Source organism: Ideonella sp. (assembly GCF_036277275.1).
In the GTDB taxonomy this organism is placed as follows: Bacteria; Pseudomonadota; Gammaproteobacteria; order Burkholderiales; family Burkholderiaceae_C; genus Ideonella.
Genome location: NZ_DASUNH010000014.1, coordinates 1 through 18,137 on the forward strand (window position 1 = coordinate 1; position 18,137 = coordinate 18,137).

Annotated in this window: 17 protein-coding genes; 4 read left to right on the forward strand and 13 right to left on the reverse strand. The window is 69.2% G+C overall.

Annotated elements, in window-relative coordinates; all coding sequences use genetic code 11:
- On the forward strand, nt 1-923 hold a 923-nt coding region (locus tag VFY73_RS02805; protein ID WP_329716389.1), incomplete at its 5' end, for a malate synthase G.
- Nucleotides 924-1,047: 124 nt separating this feature from the next.
- On the opposite strand, the gene VFY73_RS02810 is transcribed toward VFY73_RS02805, so the two are convergent.
- The 8 genes from VFY73_RS02810 to VFY73_RS02845 form a co-directional block, all read right to left on the reverse strand.
- Nucleotides 1,048-2,748, reverse strand: a complete 1,701-nt coding sequence (locus VFY73_RS02810; RefSeq protein ID WP_329716390.1) for an AMP-binding protein — start codon at nt 2,746-2,748, stop codon at nt 1,048-1,050.
- A 145-nt stretch (nt 2,749-2,893) separates the two neighbouring features.
- Nucleotides 2,894-3,655: a TSUP family transporter gene (locus tag VFY73_RS02815; RefSeq protein ID WP_329716391.1), complete on the reverse strand. Its 762-nt coding sequence runs from the start codon at nt 3,653-3,655 to the stop codon at nt 2,894-2,896.
- A 392-nt stretch (nt 3,656-4,047) separates the two neighbouring features.
- The gene (locus VFY73_RS02820) at nt 4,048-5,724 is read right to left on the reverse strand and encodes a GMC family oxidoreductase (protein WP_329716392.1); all 1,677 of its coding nucleotides are present in this window, start codon (nt 5,722-5,724) and stop codon (nt 4,048-4,050) included.
- A 19-nt stretch (nt 5,725-5,743) separates the two neighbouring features.
- On the reverse strand, nt 5,744-6,166 hold the full coding sequence (locus VFY73_RS02825) for a hypothetical protein (RefSeq protein WP_329716393.1): 423 nt from the start codon (nt 6,164-6,166) through the stop codon (nt 5,744-5,746).
- A 13-nt stretch (nt 6,167-6,179) separates the two neighbouring features.
- The gene (gene creD / locus VFY73_RS02830; RefSeq protein ID WP_329716394.1) at nt 6,180-7,586 is read right to left on the reverse strand and encodes a cell envelope integrity protein CreD; all 1,407 of its coding nucleotides are present in this window, start codon (nt 7,584-7,586) and stop codon (nt 6,180-6,182) included.
- 90 nt (nt 7,587-7,676) lie between these two features.
- Nucleotides 7,677-9,167 carry a two-component system sensor histidine kinase CreC gene (creC, locus tag VFY73_RS02835; RefSeq protein WP_329716395.1) on the reverse strand — a complete coding sequence of 497 codons (1,491 nt, stop codon included), beginning with the start codon at nt 9,165-9,167 and terminating at the stop codon, nt 7,677-7,679.
- Nucleotides 9,168-9,176: 9 nt separating this feature from the next.
- Nucleotides 9,177-9,884: a winged helix-turn-helix domain-containing protein gene (locus VFY73_RS02840; protein WP_329716396.1), complete on the reverse strand. Its 708-nt coding sequence runs from the start codon at nt 9,882-9,884 to the stop codon at nt 9,177-9,179.
- An 82-nt stretch (nt 9,885-9,966) separates the two neighbouring features.
- A complete protein-coding gene (locus tag VFY73_RS02845) occupies nt 9,967-10,617 on the reverse strand; it encodes a MarC family protein (protein ID WP_329716397.1) in 651 nt (216 codons plus the stop codon).
- Between the two features lie 260 nt (nt 10,618-10,877).
- Between VFY73_RS02845 and VFY73_RS02850 the strand changes: the two genes are divergently transcribed.
- A complete protein-coding gene (locus VFY73_RS02850) occupies nt 10,878-11,354 on the forward strand; it encodes an RNA-binding protein (protein ID WP_329716398.1) in 477 nt (158 codons plus the stop codon).
- Nucleotides 11,355-11,473: 119 nt separating this feature from the next.
- Here VFY73_RS02850 and VFY73_RS02855 read toward each other — a convergent pair whose 3' ends face one another.
- Genes VFY73_RS02855 through VFY73_RS02870 form a run of 4 tightly spaced genes read right to left on the reverse strand, consistent with a single transcriptional unit; the run spans nt 11,474 to nt 14,560 of the window.
- On the reverse strand, nt 11,474-12,250 hold the full coding sequence (locus tag VFY73_RS02855; RefSeq protein WP_329716399.1) for an SDR family oxidoreductase: 777 nt from the start codon (nt 12,248-12,250) through the stop codon (nt 11,474-11,476).
- Nucleotides 12,247-12,978: an LPS export ABC transporter periplasmic protein LptC gene (gene lptC / locus VFY73_RS02860; RefSeq protein WP_329716400.1), complete on the reverse strand. Its 732-nt coding sequence runs from the start codon at nt 12,976-12,978 to the stop codon at nt 12,247-12,249. Before lptC ends, VFY73_RS02855 begins: the two co-directional genes overlap by 4 nt.
- A complete protein-coding gene (locus VFY73_RS02865; RefSeq protein ID WP_329716401.1) occupies nt 12,975-13,571 on the reverse strand; it encodes a KdsC family phosphatase in 597 nt (198 codons plus the stop codon). Before VFY73_RS02865 ends, lptC begins: the two co-directional genes overlap by 4 nt.
- Nucleotides 13,571-14,560 (reverse strand): KpsF/GutQ family sugar-phosphate isomerase, encoded by a 990-nt coding sequence (locus tag VFY73_RS02870; protein ID WP_329716402.1) that lies wholly within the window; start codon nt 14,558-14,560, stop codon nt 13,571-13,573. The genes VFY73_RS02865 and VFY73_RS02870 overlap by 1 nt, the downstream gene beginning before the upstream one ends.
- 176 nt (nt 14,561-14,736) lie before the next feature.
- Here VFY73_RS02870 and VFY73_RS02875 point away from each other — a divergent pair, with 176 nt between their 5' ends.
- The gene (locus VFY73_RS02875) at nt 14,737-16,734 is read left to right on the forward strand and encodes a cation:proton antiporter (RefSeq protein ID WP_329716403.1); all 1,998 of its coding nucleotides are present in this window, start codon (nt 14,737-14,739) and stop codon (nt 16,732-16,734) included.
- Nucleotides 16,735-16,855: 121 nt separating this feature from the next.
- Here the strand turns inward: VFY73_RS02875 and VFY73_RS02880 are convergent, their stop codons facing one another.
- Nucleotides 16,856-17,323 carry a cyclic nucleotide-binding domain-containing protein gene (locus VFY73_RS02880; protein WP_329716404.1) on the reverse strand — a complete coding sequence of 156 codons (468 nt, stop codon included), beginning with the start codon at nt 17,321-17,323 and terminating at the stop codon, nt 16,856-16,858.
- A gap of 435 nt (nt 17,324-17,758) precedes the next feature.
- Here VFY73_RS02880 and VFY73_RS02885 point away from each other — a divergent pair.
- A partial coding sequence (locus VFY73_RS02885; RefSeq protein ID WP_329716405.1) for a hypothetical protein occupies nt 17,759-18,137 on the forward strand: 379 nt, incomplete at its 3' end.

The following is an 18,137-nucleotide window of genomic DNA, read 5'->3' on the forward strand; positions in this document are numbered from 1 at the left end:
CGGCCAACACCGTGAAGCTCGGCATCATGGACGAGGAGCGCCGCACCAGCGTGAACCTCAAGGCCTGCATCGCCGAGGCGGCCGCGCGCGTGGCCTTCATCAACACCGGCTTCCTCGACCGCACCGGCGACGAGATGCACACCGCCATGCACGCCGGCCCGATGCTGCGCAAGGGCGACATGAAGACCACGCCGTGGATCCAGGCCTACGAGAAGAACAACGTGCTGGTCGGCCTCTCGTGCGGCCTGCGCGGCAAGGCGCAGATCGGCAAGGGCATGTGGGCCATGCCCGACCTGATGGCTGCGATGCTGGAACAGAAGATCGGCCATCCGAAGGCCGGCGCGAACACCGCCTGGGTGCCCTCACCCACCGCCGCCACGCTGCATGCGCTGCACTACCACCAGGTGAGCGTGGCGGATGTCCAGAAAGAGCTGGAGAAGATCGACGCCAATGCCGAGCGCGACAACATCCTGGGCGACTTGCTCAAGGTGCCGGTGGCGCCGGAAGCGAAGTGGAGCGCCGAAGAGCGCCAGCAGGAGCTCGACAACAACGTGCAGGGCATCCTGGGCTACGTGGTGCGCTGGATCGACCAGGGCGTGGGCTGCTCCAAGGTGCCCGACATCCACAACATCGGCCTGATGGAAGACCGCGCGACGCTGCGCATCTCGAGCCAGCACATGGCCAACTGGTTGTTGCACGGCGTGGTCGGCAAGGCCCAGGTGCGCAATACCTTGAAGCGCATGGCCAAGGTGGTCGACCAGCAGAACGCCGGCGACGCGGCCTACCGGCCGATGGCCGGCCACTTCGACGAATCGATGGCGTTTCAGGCCGCTTGCGACCTGGTGTTCAAGGGCGTCGAGCAGCCCAGCGGCTACACGGAGCCGCTGCTGCACGCATGGCGCCTGAAAGTGAAGGCCAACTGAGCAAACCTGCCGCAAATGTCGAGCCGCCTGCCATCAGGCCGGCTGCTCGACCATGCTGGGGCCCCTCCCGGGGGGCTCGGGAGAGCTCAACAGTCGGCCCGAAGGGCTTGAGCGCCCTTGGCGCTCAAGCCCAGAGCACCGGCTTTCTGCTGCCAACCCAGCGCTCGTAGTTCGGCGCGTACAGCTCCTCGATGCGGTTGCGCTTGACCTTGAAGGTCGGCGTGATCACGCCGTTGTCGACCGTCCACGGCTCGACGACGACGACGATGCAGTCGAGTTGCTCGTGCGGGTCGAGCATCGCGTTGATCGACTTCAGGTGTTCGACGAGTGCGGTCTCGATCGCTGCCCGGCCGCCGTTGCTGGCGGCCTTGGCCGCATCCGGGTTCAGCATCACGATGCCCAGCGGCTGGCCCAGGTTGGCACCGGTGACGCAGCAGGCCTCGACCGACGCGTGCATCACCAGCTTGTCTTCGATCGGTGCCGGCGCCACGTACTTGCCCTTGCTGGTCTTGAACAGGTCCTTGACCCGGCCGGTGATGCGCAGGTTGCCTTCGCTGTCGAGCTGGCCCTTGTCGCCAGTGTGCAGCCAGCCGTCGGCGGTGAAGCTCTCGCGCGTCAGCTCGGGCTCCTTGTAGTAGCCCAGCATCAGGCCCGGGCTCTTCATCTGGATTTCGCCGTTGGCCGGGTCGATGCGGCTTTGAATGCCCTTGTACGGCTGGCCGACGGTGCCGGGCCTCGACACACCCGGCATCGTGGCGTGGCTGATGCCGCAGTTCTCGGTCATGCCGTAGACCTCGACGATCGGCAGGCCCAGGCGCTCGTACCAGCGCAGCAGATCGGGCGGCATCGGCGCAGCGCCACCGGCGGCGAATTCACACTGGTCGAGCCCGAGCGCGCCCAGCACCTTCTTGCGCACGATGCCGCCGAGGATCGGGATCTTCAGCAGCCGCGTCAGCTTGGCCGGCGGCATCTTCGCGTGCACGCCCTGCTGGAACTTGACCCACAGCCGCGGCACCGAGAAGAACACCGTCGGCCGGGCGCGCTGGAGGTCGGCAGTGAAGGTGTCCAGGCTCTCGGCAAAGTAGACCCGCATGCCGGTGGCGAGCTGGCCGTGCTCGACCAGGGTTCGCTCGGCCACGTGCGACAGCGGCAGGTAACTCAGCATGCGGGTGTTCATGTCGACCTTCTGCACCCGCTCGAGTCCCGACAACACCGACCAGGCAAAAGTGCCGAAGCTGTGCATCACGCCCTTGGGCATGCCGGTCGTGCCCGAGGTGTACATGATGGTGGCCAGGTCGTCAGCCGGGCGCACGGGCTCGCCCTGCAACGGTTTGGCCTTGGCCAGCACGTCGTCCCACTTCGGGTAGTCGTTCGGCGGCGCCAAGGGCATTGCGACACAGGGCAGGCCGGCCGGGATGCCCGGCTTCATGCCGTCGAAGCCATCGAGTTTGCCGACGAACAACAGCTTCGATTCGCTGTGCCCAAGGATCTGGCGGATCGTCTCGGCGGCCAGCGTCGGGTACAGCGGCACCGACACGTACCCCGCCATCCAGATCGCGTAATCGCAGATCAGCCACCAGGCGGTGTTTTTCGACAACAGCGCGATCTTCGAGCCCGGTGCATAACCCTGTGCCTGCAGGTATCCGGCCAGACGCCGTGCCTGGTCCATCACCTCTTTCCAGGTCAGATCCTTGACCACGCCGCCGCCGATCGGCTGGGTGTAGGCGACGCGGTTCGGCGCCGTGCGCTCCCAGTGGTACAGGCGCTGCAGCGCCAGGGCGGACGGCGGGATGGGCAGGCCGAAGGACGTGTCGTTGGCGGTCATGGGCGCTCGGGGGCAAAAGTGGGCTTGGCGGGAAAGGGTAGCCAGCCCGTCGCCATGCCGGCATCGGCGCGAACCCTCACCAGGCGTGTCGCGCCGGCGACGCACGCGCCTCACCGTGCGGAATGTCCGCTCCGCGCGCCCGGTCTCAACGCAAGAAGGCGTCGTAGCCGGTTTTCAGGATCAGCGCGCCCACCACGGCGATGAAGACGCCGCGCACGAAACCCGCACCGTGCTTGAGTGCCAGCCGGGTGCCGATCAGGCTGCCGGCCACGTTGGCCACCGCCAGCACCGCCGCCACCTGCCACCAGACATGGCCCTTCCAGGTGAACAGCACCAGCGCGGCCAGGTTGGTGGCGGTGTTCAGCAGCTTGGCCGACGCCGAGGCGTGCAGGAAGTCGAAGCCCAGCACCCGCACGAACAGGAAGACGAAGAAACTGCCGGTGCCGGGGCCGAAGAAACCGTCGTAGAAGCCGATCGTCAGCCCGATCAGCGATGCCACCAGTCCTTCGTGGGCTTCGGCATAACGCGGCGCATGGTGCCGGCCCAGGTCCTTGCGCGCCAGCGTGTAGGCCAGGATCGCCAGCAGCACCAGCGGCAGCGCGCGCCGCATCACGCTCGCATCGACCACCGTCACCGCCCACGCCCCGGCAAAACTGCCGATCAGCGCCGCCAGCATCGCCGGCGCCATCGTCTGGGCACGTAGCGAGACCCGACGGGTGAACTGCACCGCCGCCCACCCCGTGCCCCAGATCGCCCCGCCCTTGTTCGTGCCCAACAGCGTCGCCGGCACCGCGCCCGGATAAGTGGCGAACAGCGCCGGCACCAGGATCAGCCCCCCGCCACCGACGATGGCGTCGATCAGGCCGGCGAATAGCGAAGCAACGGCAACAACAACGAGGTCGGTCATCGATCGTGACGAACTGAGGAGGCGCGCCGTTGACCGCGCGGGGGTACCCAGCGCGCAGCGCCGCCGACTTCAAGTGGCGTGCGCGGATCCAGCTCTGCCGGTCCGCTGCGCGAGCCCCCTCGGGGGGCAGGCCCCGGAAGGGGCCGTGGGGGCCAACAAAAAGCAAAGGGCGCCAGCGGTTGGCCGGCGCCCTTGCATTCTCACATGGTCACACTCGCGGCCAGCGTGTGGCTCGCGGGGGCCTATAGACGCGTTGTATTTCTTGGCCCGGACTTGTCTCCTCGGACCCCCTTCAACCATGCACCCGCGAAGGGCAGCCGGCTGAAAGTGGGCGCACTGTAAGGGTGCGTTCGGCGGCCGCCCATCGGGGCTTACCCCCGGGGCAGCGCCGCTCAACCCACCGCGCCCGGCGGGGCCGCCAGCATCCAGGCCGCCGCGCGTTCGGCAATCATCAGCGTCGGTGCGCTGGTGTTGCCGCTGGTGATGGCGGGCATCACGCTCGCATCGGCGATGCGCAGGCCCTGCACGCCGCGCAGCCGCAATCGTGCGTCGACGACGGCCAAGGGGTCGTCGTCCCGGCCCATCTTCGCGGTGCCGACCGGGTGGAAGATCGTCGTGCCGATGTCGCCGGCCAAACGCGCCAGCTCGTCGTCGGTCTGGAACTCGACGCCTGGCTTGACCTCGCGCGGCTGGTAACGCGCCAGCGCCGGCATCGCCGCGATGCGGCGGGTCAGCCGCAGCGAATCGGCGGCCACCTGGCGATCGCCCGGGGTCGACAGGTAGTTGGCCAGGATCGACGGCGCGTCCTCGGGCCGCGGCGACGTGATGCGCACCCGCCCACGCGCCTCGGGGTTCAGGTTGCAGACGCTGGCGGTGAACGCGTTGAAGCCGTGCAGCGGTTCGCCAAAGGCGTCCAGCGACAGCGGCTGCACGTGGTATTCGAGGTTGGCGTGCGGGCGCGACGGGTCGGACCGGGTGAACGCGCCCAGCTGTGACGGCGCCATGCTCATCGGCCCGCTGCGCATGGCCAGGTACTGCAGCCCGATCATCGCCTTGCCCCACCAGTGGGCGGCCAGCGTGTTCAGCGTCTTGACGCCATCGACTGCGAACACCGCGCGGATCTGCAGGTGGTCTTGCAGGTTGGCGCCGACGCCAGGCAGGTCCAGCTGCGGCGTGATGCCCAGCGGCTGCAGCCAATCGGCCGGGCCGATGCCCGACAGCTGCAGGATCTGCGGCGTGCCGATCGCGCCGGACGCGAGCACGACCTCGCCGCGGCAGCGGGCCTGCAACGGCGTGCCGCCGCCGACCGGCAGGACCTCGACACCGCTGGCACGCAGACGCCCATCGGCGCCCGGCTCGAACAGCAGGCGGCTGACGGTCGCACCGGTCCAGACCTGCAGGTTCTCGCGGTGCATCACCGGGCGCAGAAAGGCTTTCGCGGCATTCCAGCGCACGCCGCTGCGCTGGTTGACCTCGAAATAGCCGACGCCTTCGTTGTCGCCGCGGTTGAAGTCCGCCGTGGCCGGGATGCCGGCCTGCTGCGCGGCTTCGGCGAACGCATCCAGCACGTCCCAGCGCAGGCGTTGCCGCTCGACCCGCCACTCGCCGCCGGCGCGCAGGCCCTTGGCGTCGAAGCCCGGCGCGGCGTGCAGCGCATCGGCGCCTTTCCAGTGATCCTCGTGCTGCTTGAAGAACGGCAGACAGTGTTCCCAGCGCCAGTCGGCGTCGCCCACCTCGGCGGCCCAGCCGTCGTAGTCTCGCGCCTGGCCGCGCATGTAGATCATGCCGTTGATGCTGGAGCTGCCGCCCAGCACCTTGCCCCGGGGGTAGCGCAGGCGGCGGCCGTTCAGGCCCGGATCGGCGTCGGTCTGGTAGAGCCAGTCGGTGCGCGGGTTGCCGATGCAGTACAGGTAGCCCACCGGGATGTGGATCCACAGGTAATCGTCGGCGTCGCCGGCCTCGATCAGCAGCACGCGTCGCGTCGGGTCGGCCGACAGCCGGTTGGCCAGCAGGCAGCCGGCCGTGCCGGCGCCGACGACGATGTGGTCGTAGGTGGGTGTATTACTCATCCTTGCGGCGCGAGCGCCTTCACCCGGATGGCTTGGCGCAATTGTTTCGGTTCCACAGAACACCCGCGGCACAGCAAGCGACGAATACCAGCGGCGCAATGCCCGGAAGAACTCCGGCGGGTGGGCAGGCAACGAGTATGGCAGCAGCCAGGGCACCCACCCACGCGCCGACCACCACCGGCGGTCTGCACAACACACCTGCCGCCAGCCCGAAGACGAAGAGCACCGGGCAAGTAGACAGCCCCATCAAGATCGCGAGCCCCATGGCCGCGGCGGGCCCATCGATGCCGTCACGCAGCGCCAACCACCACAGGAAAGACAGCAAGCTGATGACCACACCCGCTGCCGCGATCGCCAGTTTCGGCATCGCCTTGCCCAGCGCAAAGCCACCGGCCGGCAATGCGGTCCACAGGAGCAACACTCCAATGAGCAGCTCGAACATGCGCACCCCTGCGTCACTCGGCCCGCGCCCGCGGCGCCGACAGGTCGTCGAACAGCCGGTACCAATCGAGCTTGCGGGTCAGCAGCATCACGGCGGCCACGGCGGCGAACAGGCCGATCGTGCCGACCACCAGCGCGGTCTGCTCACGCGTCAGCAGCACGTACATCAGGCCGTAGAGCCCGCCGAGCGCCCCGCCGAAGGCCGCCCCGGCGCGCCAGCCGCCCAGCATGTGTGCGCCATAGACGCCCAGCACCCCGGCACAGGCCGCGCTGGCGGCGGCGTAGGCGATCTCGAACAGCAGGTGCTCGGACAAGGCCAGCAGCAGCATGAAGAACAGGCTCAGCGCCAGGCCGACCAGCGCGTACTGCACCGGGTGCACACGGCGCACGCGCGAGCGGCCCAACACCTCGGTCAACGCCACGGCGACAAAGGTCAGCGCGACGAACAGCAGGCCGTACTTCACTGCCCGGTCGGCCAGCACATACGGATTGACCGGGTCGATGAACGAGACCGCCAGGCTGTCCAGGCAATTCGGGTTGTCGCGCTCGGCCCCGGCCTCCTCGGCATAGGCGTTGGCCGGTGGCATGCCGGTGCACATCGCCGTGCCTTGCGCCACGTCGCGTGCCGCGGAACTCGCCAGTTCCGAGACCCGCCAGACAGCGTGAAAGCCTTGCTCGTCGACGTCACGCTGCACCGGCAGGAAGCGTCCGCCGAACGACGGATGCGGCCAGTCGGACTTCAGGTCCCATTCAGTCTGCGCGGCCGCCGGCACCATCTCGAGCCGGCCGGTGCCGCGCAGATCGAGCGACAGCCTGGCCTGCAGCGGCCCAGCGTTGGTCGCCAGCGCCACCGGCGCATGCAGGCCGCGTGCGTACTTCGGGTGCTCGGTGCCGGCGCTGACCGCCTGGGGCTGGCCGTTGAGCTTCAGCTCGGCGCGCTGCACACCGCGGGTGTCGGCCACCGCCAGCATCAGCGTGATCGGGCCGCAGCTCAGGCGCGAGCCGCGCTTTTCGGCCTGCGGCTCCAACGCAGCCAGCGAGGGCCACTGCGCATCCAGGTCCAGCCGGCCCAGGAAGCCGTTGACCTTGAACAGGCCGCGGTAGCGCGACTCAGCGGTGGCAAAGCTCTGCACCTTCAGATCTTGCGCGGCCTGCTGCAGGCGGAACTCGCGCCGCTCGGTCTGGAGCCGGCGCTCCTTGCCTTCGCCGACCTCGACCTCCCACTCCTCGACGCAGGCGCGGTGCAGCCACGGCCCCATCACCGACTGCGCGCCGGCCTGCGACTGCTGCACGCTCTCGATCGCCTCCTGCTGGCGGCCGCGCCGCTCGTCGACCAGGAAGCCGATGCGTGTCAGCACCAGCGTCAGCAACCCCACGACGGCGCCGATGGCCAGCACCTTGCTCCACAACGAACTCTTCATGCGTGTCCTCCTCCAGGCGAATTGCGATGCGCCAGAGGTTCGCGTGTGCTGGTGAAGCGATGAAGGGCTGTGTGAAGCGAGGGTGAAGTCTCAGGTGGCCGGCAAGGTCAGCTCGACTCGCAGGCCCGGCGCGGCGGGCGTGATCGCCAGGCTGCCGCCGTGCAGCGCCGCCACCTGGCGCACGATCGCCAGGCCCAGCCCGCTGCCCTTGCGCGCGCTGCCCGGGCGGGCGGTGGCGTAGAAGCGCTCGCCCAGGTGGGGCAGCGCATAGTCGGGCACGCCCGGGCCGTGGTCGCGCAGCGTCCAGCGCACCCGGCCGTCGTCGCGGTCGATGGTCAACTCGAGCACCGAGCCGGCCGGCGCGAAATCGACCGCGTTGGCCAGCAGGTTCGACAGCGCCAGCGCCAGCTGGGTCGGGTCGCCGCTGACCCCCGCAGCGTCGTCACGCTGCCGCCACTGCACGGTCAGGCCCCGTTGCTGCAGCGCGGCGGCATGGTCGGCCAGCACCTGATCGGTCAAGGCCGCCAGCACGACCGGTTCCCGCCGCGGCGGCTGGGCCGCGCTTTCGAGTTTCGACAACTCCAGCAGCCGGTCCACCAACTCGCCCAGGCGCTCGGTCTGCTCGCCGACCTGAGCGCTGAAGCGGGCACGGTCGGCCTCGCTGAGCGACGGGTCTTCGAGCAGCTCGGCCGCGCCGCGGATCGCCGACAACGGGCCTTTCAACTCGTGCGTCAACGCGCGCAGGAACTGCTCGCGCTGGGCCCGGCCTTCGAGCCGCTCTCGCATCACACCCATCGCCCGCGCCAACTCGCCCAACTCGCCGGGCAGGGCGGGGGGCAACGCGGCTCGCTCGCCCGGGGCGCCGTCCTCGCCCGCTTGCAGCGCGTAGCGGCGCAAGCGGCGCACAGAATGCACCGCCCACAACGTGACTGCCACGCCGATCAGCAGCGACAGCCCGAGCAGCCAGGCCCCGGCGACGATGATCTTGCGCTCGGCGCGGTCGACGAACGGCGCGACCGTCGACTGCGCCTTGGCCACCGTCAGCACGCCGATCACATGACCGTCGCGGCTGCGAACCGGCGCGGCCACGTACATCACCGAGCTGCGCTCGTCGGTCTGCACTTCGCGTGTCGCGCGCGCGCCGTAGTCGCCGCGCAGCGTCAGCGCCACGTCGCGCCAGCGTGAGTAGTCCTGGCCCACGGCGCGGTCGGCTGCGTCGCCGCCGCTGCCGCGGTGCTGGGCGCCGGCGTCCAGCACCACGCGGCCCTTCGCGTCGGTCACGTAGATGCGCAGGTCCAGCCGGCGTTTGTCCAGGCCCCAGATCTGCGCGTCGACCGGTCGTTCGGCATAGGCCTGCACGACCTGCGCGAAGCGGCTGCCGCGCAGGTCGCCGCCGGCGGGCATCGCAGCCAGGTCGTCGGCCGCGTCTTCGGCCAGCAGGTTGGCCGTGTCGACGAGGATGTCTTCCATCACCTCGCGCACACTCGGCTTGATCTCGGCGACGAAGACGCGCATCACGAAAAAGGCGGCCAACCCGGTGATGACCAGGAAGCCGAAGAACAGGCGCAACCCGAGATGCATCGTGGTCGTTCAGCGCGACGCCGTGGCCGGCGGCAGCACCAGCGCGTAGCCGAGGCCGCGATGGGTGACGATCGGGTCCAGGTCGGGCCGCTGTTCGCGCAGCTTGGCGCGCAGCGTCTTCACGTGGGTGTCGACGGTGCGGTCGTTGGCCTCGCAGTCCGGCCCCCAGACCTCGGCCAGCAGCGCTTCGCGGCTCTTGATGCGCCCGGCCGCGCGCCACAGCGCCTGCAGCAGTCTCAGCTCCAGCCGCGTCAGGTCCAGCGGCTGCCCAGCGAGCAGCGCGCGCTGGCCCGCCTCGTCGACGTCGATCAGGGGCACATCGGCGGCCGATGGCGACCAGGCCGAACGGCGCAGCAGCGCCCGCACCCGCGCCACCAGCTCGCGCGGGCTGAAGGGCTTGGCCAGGTAGTCGTCGGCACCGGCTTCGAGACCCAGCACACGGTCGATCTCTTCACCTTGCGCGGTCAGCATCAGCACGGGCAACGTGCGCAACCGCACATCGCCGTCGGCGCGCCACTGGCGGCACAGCGACAGGCCATTGCCGTCGGGCAGGCCAACGTCAAGCACGGCCAGCGCCGGTGGCGCGGTGCGCACCGAACGTTCGGCCTCACGCACCAGCAGCACCTGCTCGACCCGCCAGCCCTCGCGCTCGAAGGCGAAGGCGACCGTGCCGGCGATCGCCGGGTCATCTTCCAGCAGCAGGATGCGCGGCGTCATTGGAGCCCCTTGTCCGGCGGGTACGTCGGCCAGCTCTGCAGGCCGCGCCGGGCCGGGCCGGGAGGCCCGGCGCTCGGCCCGCTCACGGCGCGATCGGTGCGAACGGCGACGCGAGCACCGGGAACAGCTTGGTCAACCCGTCGGCCAGCAGCTCGACCGCCATCGCGGCCAGGATCAGCCCCATCAGCCGGGTCATCACGTTGATGCCGGTCTGGCCCAGCGCCCGCGCGATACGGCCCGAGGCCATGAACGCCATGTAGGCGGCCAGACCGATCACGATGCCGTAGCCCACGAGCACGGCGTGCTGCCAGAAGGTCTTGGTCTTCTCGGCGTAGATCACCATCGTCGAAATCGTCGCCGGGCCGGTCAGCAGCGGGATCGTCAGCGGCACCACCGCGATCGACGAACCGGCATCGGCCTTCTCCTGACCCTGGTGCACGTCGTCGGGCCGGCTCTCGGCCTGCTGCGCATTGAGCATGTGGATCGCCGACATCAGCAGCAACAGGCCGCCGCCGACCTGGAAGCTGGCGATCGTGATGCCAAAGAACTCGATGATCTTCAGCCCCGCCAGGCCGCTGATCGACACGACGAGAAAGGCCGCGGTGGCGCTGACGCGCATCGTGTGGCGGCGCTGCTCGGGCGTGAAGTTCTGCGTGAAGTGCAGGAAAAAAGGCACCACGCCAATGGGGTTGACGATCGCCAGCAACGCGATCAGGGGTTTCAGCAGGTCCATGCCCGATTGTGGGGCGCCACCGCGGTGGCGTGCAGGGAAAACGAGCGTCTGCGGACCGGTACCAAGGCGCGGAAATACGACACTTTCGCCGGCAGCGCTTTGGCGCAGCTGTGGAAATAGTCTCATAATGGTTTTGGGGTGACTTGCCTTTCGTCGCCCTAGTTTGCTGTGTATGGACGCGGCACCTTCGCTTGATGGGTTCACGCTGGGTTGAAGCTCCACATGGTCTTTGTGTCTTGAGAGTTTGAGGAGCTTTCCCCATGGGAAACAAGCTTTACGTCGGCAACCTCGCCTACAGCGTGCGTGACGACTCCCTGCAACAAGCGTTCTCCGAGTTCGGCACCGTCACGTCCGCCAAGGTCATGATGGACCGCGACACCGGCCGTTCGAAGGGCTTCGGCTTTGTCGAAATGGGTTCGGATGCCGAAGCGCAAGCCGCCATCAACGGCATGAACGGCCAACCCCTCGAGGGCCGTGCCATCGTCGTGAATGAAGCCCGCCCGCGTGAAGAGCGCCCGGGTGGCTTTGGCGGTGGCGGTGGTGGCCGCGGCGGCTACGGTGGTGGTGGCGGCGGCGGTGGCCGCAGCCCCTACGGCGGTGGCTACGGCGGTGGCGGTGGTGGTGGCGGCGGCTACGGTGGTGGTGGCGGCGGTGGCCGCAGCCCCTACGGCGGTGGTGGTGGCGGCCGCGGCGGCAACCGTGGCGGTGGCTACGGCGGCGGTGGCGGCGGTTACTGATCGCTGATCACGGGACGACAGGCCTGAAGGCCTGTTCGCCCAAACAGGCAAAGAGGGCGCAACGGGTCACCGCGGCGCCCTTTTGCTTTGATGGTGAGTCCGGCGGGCGGCCCCAGGGGCTACGTTCGTCGTTGTTTGCGGCCGCGACCTGCCAGCAGGCGGTCGAACAGCGCGTTGGGCAGCAGCCGCATCAGCTTCGCGACCACCCCCATCTGCCACGGGATCACCCGGTAGCTGGTGCCCGCTTCGATCGTGCGGAACGCTCGCTCGGCAAACTCCTCGGGCTGCATGAGAAACGGCATCGGGTAGCGGTTGCCAGCCGTCAGCGGCGTGGCGATATACCCCGGCACCACCGTGACCACCTGGACCCCGGTGCCGCGGCATTCACCACGCAGGCTCTCGCAGTACGCCACCACCCCGGCCTTGCTGGCGCAGTAGGCGCCATGGCCCGGCAGGCCGCGAATCGCCGCCACACTGGCAATGCCGACCAGCGTGCCCCGGCGCCGCTCGCGCATCGCCTTCAGGAACGGATGGAAGGTCGCCGCCAAGCCAATGTTGTTGGTCGCCAGCGTCTCGCGCAGCACTTCCAGGTCCTCACGTTCGGCGGTGTCGATGCCGACGCTGATGCCGGCGTTGGCGATCACGACATCCGGCAGGCCCTGCTCGGCGATGCAGCGCTGGCCGGCTGCCACGATGCTGTCGATGACCTGCACATCGGCCGCATAGACACGCCAGCGGTCGCCGGCCCAGCCTTGCGCCCGGGCCCAGGCCTCGACCAGCTCGGTACGACGCGCGACGAGCGCCAGGCGCCAACCGGCTGCGGCGTACCGCCCGGCCAGCGCCTGCCCAATGCCGCTGGACGCGCCGGTGATGAAGACCAACGGCGCGGCGCTCATGGGGCGGAGCCCTTCACGTCGGCTGGCAGCAGCATGCCGCGCACACGGCCGCGCAGCGTGACCTGCTGTGTCGCCTCGTCGAATTCCATGGCATCGGCCACCAGCTGGCTGCCACCCTGACGCACCGTCACCCGGCGGTCAGCGCGCACGCGGCGCTCCTTGGCCAACACCAGCAGGTGCTCACCCTCGATCTGGACCACATGGCCATCGGCGCCGGTGCTGACCACGCGGGCGCCGCCTTCGAGGCTGTAGCGCGAGTTGTCGCCCGCCGCCACGGCCTGCCGCGCGGTGGCCTGGGTCCGGCGGCCGTCGGTGCCGGTGGTCGAGACGCGCACGGTGTCGACCTCCAACTCGTCGCTGTCGGGGTAATGGCGCACCTGTTCACCTTCGATCTGCGCAACCAGCCGGCCTTCGGCATTGAAGCGCTGCATCATCACGCGCTGGGCGGTGTAGTCGGGGTCGTGCCGCGTCGTCGTGGCCGGCCTGACGCCCGGAGCGCCCGGCGTCAGGCGCGCCAGCCACCAGGTCAGACAGGCCACCAGACTCATCAACAGCAGTGGCAGATAGGTGCCGACCAGCCGGCGCAGGCGGTAGCTCCAAGCCTCCCGGCGCCTGGGTGCCGGCCCGGAGGCCCCGTCCGGCGGCAGCACCGCCGCGCCGCCGATCCCGACCGGCACCTCGGGCAAATCGGGCAGGTGCAGCTCGGCGCTCATCTTCGGCGGCGTCAAGCGCTGTCCAAGGTGCGCAGGTGGCCGTGAAGCAGACCGGCGTAGCGCCCTGCAGCCATCAACAACAGGTCGCAGAACTCTCGCGCCGCGCCATCTCCGCCGGCTGCCGCGGTCACGTGGTGCGCCACCGCCTTGACCTCGACATGCGCATTGGCCGGCGCGCAGGCGAAGCCGGCACGGGTCAGCAGCGGCAGATCGGGCCAGTCGTCACCGATCGCCGCGACATCCGGCCACGCAAAGCCCAATGACGCCAGCAGCGGGTCGGCCGCGGCCAGCTTGTCACCAGCGCCGTACACGGCGTGTGGCAACCCCAGGTCGGCCACGCGGCGGCGCACCGCCGGCGAATCACGGCCGGTGATGACGATCGGCACGATGCCCCCCTGGGCCAGCAGCTTCAGGCCATGGCCATCGAGGGTGCAGAAGCCCTTGAACATCTCGCCCCGCTCGCCGATGAACAAACGCCCGTCGGTCAGCACCCCATCGACATCGAAGATCGCGGCCTTCATGCCCAGGCCCGTCCCCTGGGCCTTCAGCAGCAGCTCGGGCGCGAAGCGCAGGGCCGGGGCCCGCGTGGCGGTGAAGGCGGCTGCCATCAGATGACCTTGGCCCGCAGCAGGTCGTTGGTGTTCAGCGCGCCCACCAGCAGGCCCTGTTCATCGACCACCAGCACGCTGGTGATGCGGTGCTGCTCCATCAGGTCGGCCGCATCGACCGCCAGCGCGTCGGCGCGCACGCGCTTGGGCTGGCTGTGCATCACCTCATGGGCCCGCAAGGCGCGCAGATCGGCGCCGGTTTCGAGCAGACGACGCAAGTCACCGTCGGTGAAGATGCCGGCTGGCCGTTGGTCTTCGACGATCACGGCGAAGCCCAGCCCCTTGTCGGTCATCACATGCATCATGTCGATGAAGCCGGTGTCGGCGTTGACGCAGGGCAGGGCGTCGCCGGTGCGCATCAGGTCGTGCACGTGCATCAGCAGCTTGCGGCCGAGCGAGCCGCCGGGGTGCGAGCGGGCGAAATCGTGTTCGCGGAAACCGCGCGCATCGAGCAACGCCACCGCCAGCGCATCGCCGAGCGCCATTTGCGCGGTGGTGCTGGCCGTCGGCGCCAGGTTCAACGGGCAAGCCTCTTGGTCGACCGCGCACGACAGCGTCACCTCGGCGTGCTGGTCCAGCGTCGAACCCGGCCTGCCGGTGATCGCGACCATCGGCACACCGAGCCGGCGCACGGCCGGCAGGATCGCGTTGATCTCGTCGCTCTCGCCGGAATTCGAGATTGCCAACAGCAGGTCGCCCGGCGTCAGCATGCCCAGGTCACCGTGGCTGGCCTCGGCCGGGTGGACGAAGAAGGCCGGCGTGCCGGTGGAGGCCAGTGTCGCGGCGATCTTGCGCCCGACATGCCCGCTCTTGCCCATGCCCATCACGACGACGCGACCGCGGGTTTCGAGCATCGCCCGCACCGCGCGGCCGAAGTTGTCGTCGAGCCGATCGCGCACGGCTTGCAGCGCCGCCGCCTCGATGGTGAAGGTCTCGCGCGCCAGCGCCAGGGCGCGGGCGGGATCGAAGGGCGTGACGGCAGTGTTCAAGGCGAGGCCAGGGTACAGAATGGGGGGATTCTAGGAGCCTGTCGGCCGGCCGCTCGGCGCCGCGCGGCATGGCCTTTGCGTCCCTTGATGTCCTGTCCCCCAGAGAGCAGTCATTGAGATTCGACCCGATGCGGCCCGCGCAATGACAGCTCTCTGCAGGGCAGGACACTAGCTGCATGGCTTCAACTCTGGAACTCGTTCTTCTATACCTGGTCGCGGCGGTCGCCGGCGTCGTACTGTGCCGCAGCCTGAAGCTGCCGCCGATGCTGGGCTACCTGGCGGTCGGGGTGCTGATCGGGCCCAACGCGTTGGCACTGGCCCGGGACTCGGCGGCGGTCAAGTACCTGGCCGAGTTCGGCGTGGTGTTCCTGATGTTCGTGATCGGGCTGGAGTTCAACCTGCCCAAGCTGCGCAGCATGCGCACGCTGGTGTTCGGGCTGGGGTTCTCGCAGGTCAGCCTGACCATCATCGGCGCGGTGGTCGGCAATGCGATGCTGATGGCGGGGTTCGCCTGGCTCGGCATACGCTGGGACCTGGGCTGGGAAGGCGCGGTCGTGCTGGGCAGCGCGATGGCGATGTCGTCGACCGCGATCGTCGTCAAGATGATGGCCGAACGGCTGGAGCTGGAAAGCGAGCACGGCAAGCGCGTGATGGGCGTGCTGCTGTTCCAGGACTTGGCCGTGGTGCCACTGCTGGTGCTGATCCCGGCGCTCGATTCAAGCGGTGGCGACATGGTGCGCTCGCTCGGCTTCGCGTTGCTGAAGGCGGCCGGGGTGTTGGCCCTGCTGCTGCTGGGCGGCCAGAAGCTGATGCGCTGGTGGCTGACACTGGTGGCGCGGCGCAAGAGCGACGAGCTGTTCGTGCTGAACCTGCTGCTGGTCACGCTGGGCCTGGCCTGGTTGACGGAGCACGCCGGGCTGTCGCTGGCGCTCGGCGCCTTCATCGCCGGCATGCTGATCGCCGAGACCGAATACAAGCACCAGGTCGAGACCGACATCCGGCCGTTCCACGACGTGCTGCTGGGGTTGTTCTTCATCACCATCGGCATGAAGCTGGACTGGCGGCCGCTGTGGGACCAGTGGCTGCTGGTGCTGCTGCTGACGCTGCTGCCGGTCGTCGCCAAGGCTGCGCTGGTGGCCGGGCTGGCCTGGGCCTTCCGTGCGCCGCCGGGGGTGGCGCTGCGCACGGGCCTGTACCTGGCGCAGGCCGGCGAATTCGGCTTCGTGCTGCTGACGCTCGGGGCCGAGAACCAGTTGATCCGGGCGCAGTGGATGACACCGGTGCTGGCTTCGATGGTGCTATCGATGCTGGCCACGCCGTTCCTCATCATGTACAGCAACCGCATCGTCGTGCGGCTGTCGGCCAGCGACTGGCTGATGCAATCGGTCGCGCTGACGGCGATCGCAAAGAAGGCGATCCGCACCGAGGCCCACATCATCATCTGCGGCTACGGCCGCAGCGGTCAGAACCTGGCCCGCCTGCTGGACCAGGAGAAGATGCCCTACATGGCGCTCGACCTGGACCCGGACCGCGTGCGCCAGGCGGCCGCTGCCGGCCAGAGCGTGGTGTTCGGTGACGCGGCGCGGCTGCAGAGCCTGATGGCCGCCGGTCTGGCGCGCGCCAGTGCCGTCGTCGTGAGCTACCACGACACGCCATCGGCATTGAAGATCCTCGGCCTGGTGCGCCAGCATGCGCCGCATGTGCCGGTGGTCGTGCGCACGATCGACGACACCGACCTGGAGAAGCTGCGCGAAGCCGGTGCGACCGAGGTGGTGCCCGAAGCGGTGGAGGGCTCGCTGATGCTGGCCAGCCACGCGCTGGCCCTGGTGGGAGTGCCGATGCGACGCGTGATTCGCCTGGCGCGCGATGCGCGCGATGCTCGTTACCGGCTGCTGCGAGGTTACTTCCACGGCGCCGACGACGACACCGCGGAAGAGCTGACCCAGGCCCGGCTGCGCAGCGTCAGCCTGCCCCACGCCGCGGCAAGCGTTGGCTCAACCTTGGCCGAACTGGCGCTGCACGCACTGGACGTGAACGTCGTGTCGGTGCGCCGCGCCGATGGCCGCATCGTCACGCCGGAGGACCAACTGCGCCTGGCCGGCGGCGACACGCTGGTGCTGGCCGGCCTGCCCGAAACCCTGGCGCTGGCCGAATCGAAACTGCTCTCAGGCTGACCGCCGCGGCGCTCCGCAGGAGCCGCCGCACTTCAAGAAGCGTGGGCGGATCTGGCTTTGCCAGTCCGCTGCGCGAGCCCCCTCGGCGGGCAGCGACCGGAAGGGAAGCGTGGGGGCTCTGCTACGCCGCCGGCATGCCGCGTTCGAGGTTGGCGCGCATGCGCGCTGCCATCACAGCGCCGGCAGCGCGCAGGAACTCCAGCGCCATCTCGGGCTGGCGCTGCGCAAACTCGTCGAAGCGGTTGCGCGTCAAGCCCCACAGCACGCTGGGCGACATCGCCTCGACCTGCGCCATGCGCGGCGTTTCGGCAAACAGCGTCGGCTCGCCGACCACCGCGCCCGGACGCAGGATCGCCACCGGGCGACGTGCCGGGCCAGCGTCGGGCACGTAGACCTGCAAGGTGCCGCTTTCGAGCAGGTACATCACGCGGTCCATGTCGCGGTAGCGGATCAGCGTGTCGCCCGAACGCAGTTTGAACTGCTGCATGAAGGCCGCCAGCTGGCGCCATTGGCTGACGTCGAGCCGCGGCCGGAACGAGTCGTCGGCGTTCAGTGTCTGGATGGCTTGATGCAGGATCTCGACGGCCATGGGTGGACTCCCTCCGGCGGCACCGGCGCGGCGGACCCGAAGGGGCCCGCTCGTGACGTTGATTGAAGATTCATTATCAACAGGTTACAGAGCGCCAGCAACCAACCGAGGCTCGCTCATCGGCGCTGAACCGCCGCTCGTCGCGCAAGCCCGCCTTCTAGCGCCTTGGCGGGCGCTCACTTGCCGACGCAGAAGCGGCTATTGAATCGCAAGTCCGCGCCAGTACAGGGCTGTCGACGAGCCCGCCACCCGAAAGGGACACAGCCGTGGACACAGCGAGCCCACCTGCCTTCGGCGACCGCCCGACCGCTGCCAAGTCGTGACGCCATCGTCCGGCCGTGCCCCGAGCACCGCCGGCTTGATCCCCGGCGGCCCACACCCACGTTCATCGCGCCGCTCGGGGCACGCCCAGGCGCGATGACAAAGGGAAATGCGATGAACGATTCCACCGACCGCCGGGCCGAAGCACCGCGCGTCATTCTTGTTGGCAACCTGGGCCTGAAGCAGCGCCTGGAGCCGCTCCTGCGCCGCGTCGAGGCGCTGGACCCGCCGACGGATCGTGAAGCGGTCAAGCCGCTTCAGGCTGCCTCGCTGACCGAGTTTCGTATTGGCGACCTGCTGAAACAGGCAACTGCCGCGATCGACACCCTGGAAGATGCGGTCGACCGGCCGTGCGGCGAAGGACCCTCTCGGCTGACCGTCGCCGATGCCTATGACAAGTTGAGGTTCGCCTGGCCGATTCTTCACCGCCACGCGGCTCAAGGGGACAGGGAAGGGGGCGGCACCGATGATTGCCTGGCCGAGTTGGAGCTCG

Excerpts from the sequence above, each read along its gene's own strand:
- VFY73_RS02875 (WP_329716403.1), top strand. The coding sequence starts at position 14,737 with ATGGCTTCAACTCTGGAACTCGTTCTTCTATACCTGGTCGCGGCGGTC.
- VFY73_RS02820 (WP_329716392.1), bottom strand. The coding sequence starts at position 5,724 with ATGAGTAATACACCCACCTACGACCACATCGTCGTCGGCGCCGGCACG.
- VFY73_RS02850 (WP_329716398.1), top strand. The coding sequence starts at position 10,878 with ATGGGAAACAAGCTTTACGTCGGCAACCTCGCCTACAGCGTGCGTGAC.
- VFY73_RS02815 (WP_329716391.1), bottom strand. The coding sequence starts at position 3,655 with ATGACCGACCTCGTTGTTGTTGCCGTTGCTTCGCTATTCGCCGGCCTG.
- VFY73_RS02825 (WP_329716393.1), bottom strand. The coding sequence starts at position 6,166 with ATGTTCGAGCTGCTCATTGGAGTGTTGCTCCTGTGGACCGCATTGCCG.
- creC (WP_329716395.1), bottom strand. The coding sequence starts at position 9,167 with ATGCATCTCGGGTTGCGCCTGTTCTTCGGCTTCCTGGTCATCACCGGG.
- VFY73_RS02880 (WP_329716404.1), bottom strand. The coding sequence starts at position 17,323 with ATGGCCGTCGAGATCCTGCATCAAGCCATCCAGACACTGAACGCCGAC.
- VFY73_RS02810 (WP_329716390.1), bottom strand. The coding sequence starts at position 2,748 with ATGACCGCCAACGACACGTCCTTCGGCCTGCCCATCCCGCCGTCCGCC.
- VFY73_RS02855 (WP_329716399.1), bottom strand. The coding sequence starts at position 12,250 with ATGAGCGCCGCGCCGTTGGTCTTCATCACCGGCGCGTCCAGCGGCATT.
- VFY73_RS02840 (WP_329716396.1), bottom strand. The coding sequence starts at position 9,884 with ATGACGCCGCGCATCCTGCTGCTGGAAGATGACCCGGCGATCGCCGGC.
- VFY73_RS02845 (WP_329716397.1), bottom strand. The coding sequence starts at position 10,617 with ATGGACCTGCTGAAACCCCTGATCGCGTTGCTGGCGATCGTCAACCCC.
- VFY73_RS02865 (WP_329716401.1), bottom strand. The coding sequence starts at position 13,571 with ATGGCAGCCGCCTTCACCGCCACGCGGGCCCCGGCCCTGCGCTTCGCG.
- creD (WP_329716394.1), bottom strand. The coding sequence starts at position 7,586 with ATGAAGAGTTCGTTGTGGAGCAAGGTGCTGGCCATCGGCGCCGTCGTG.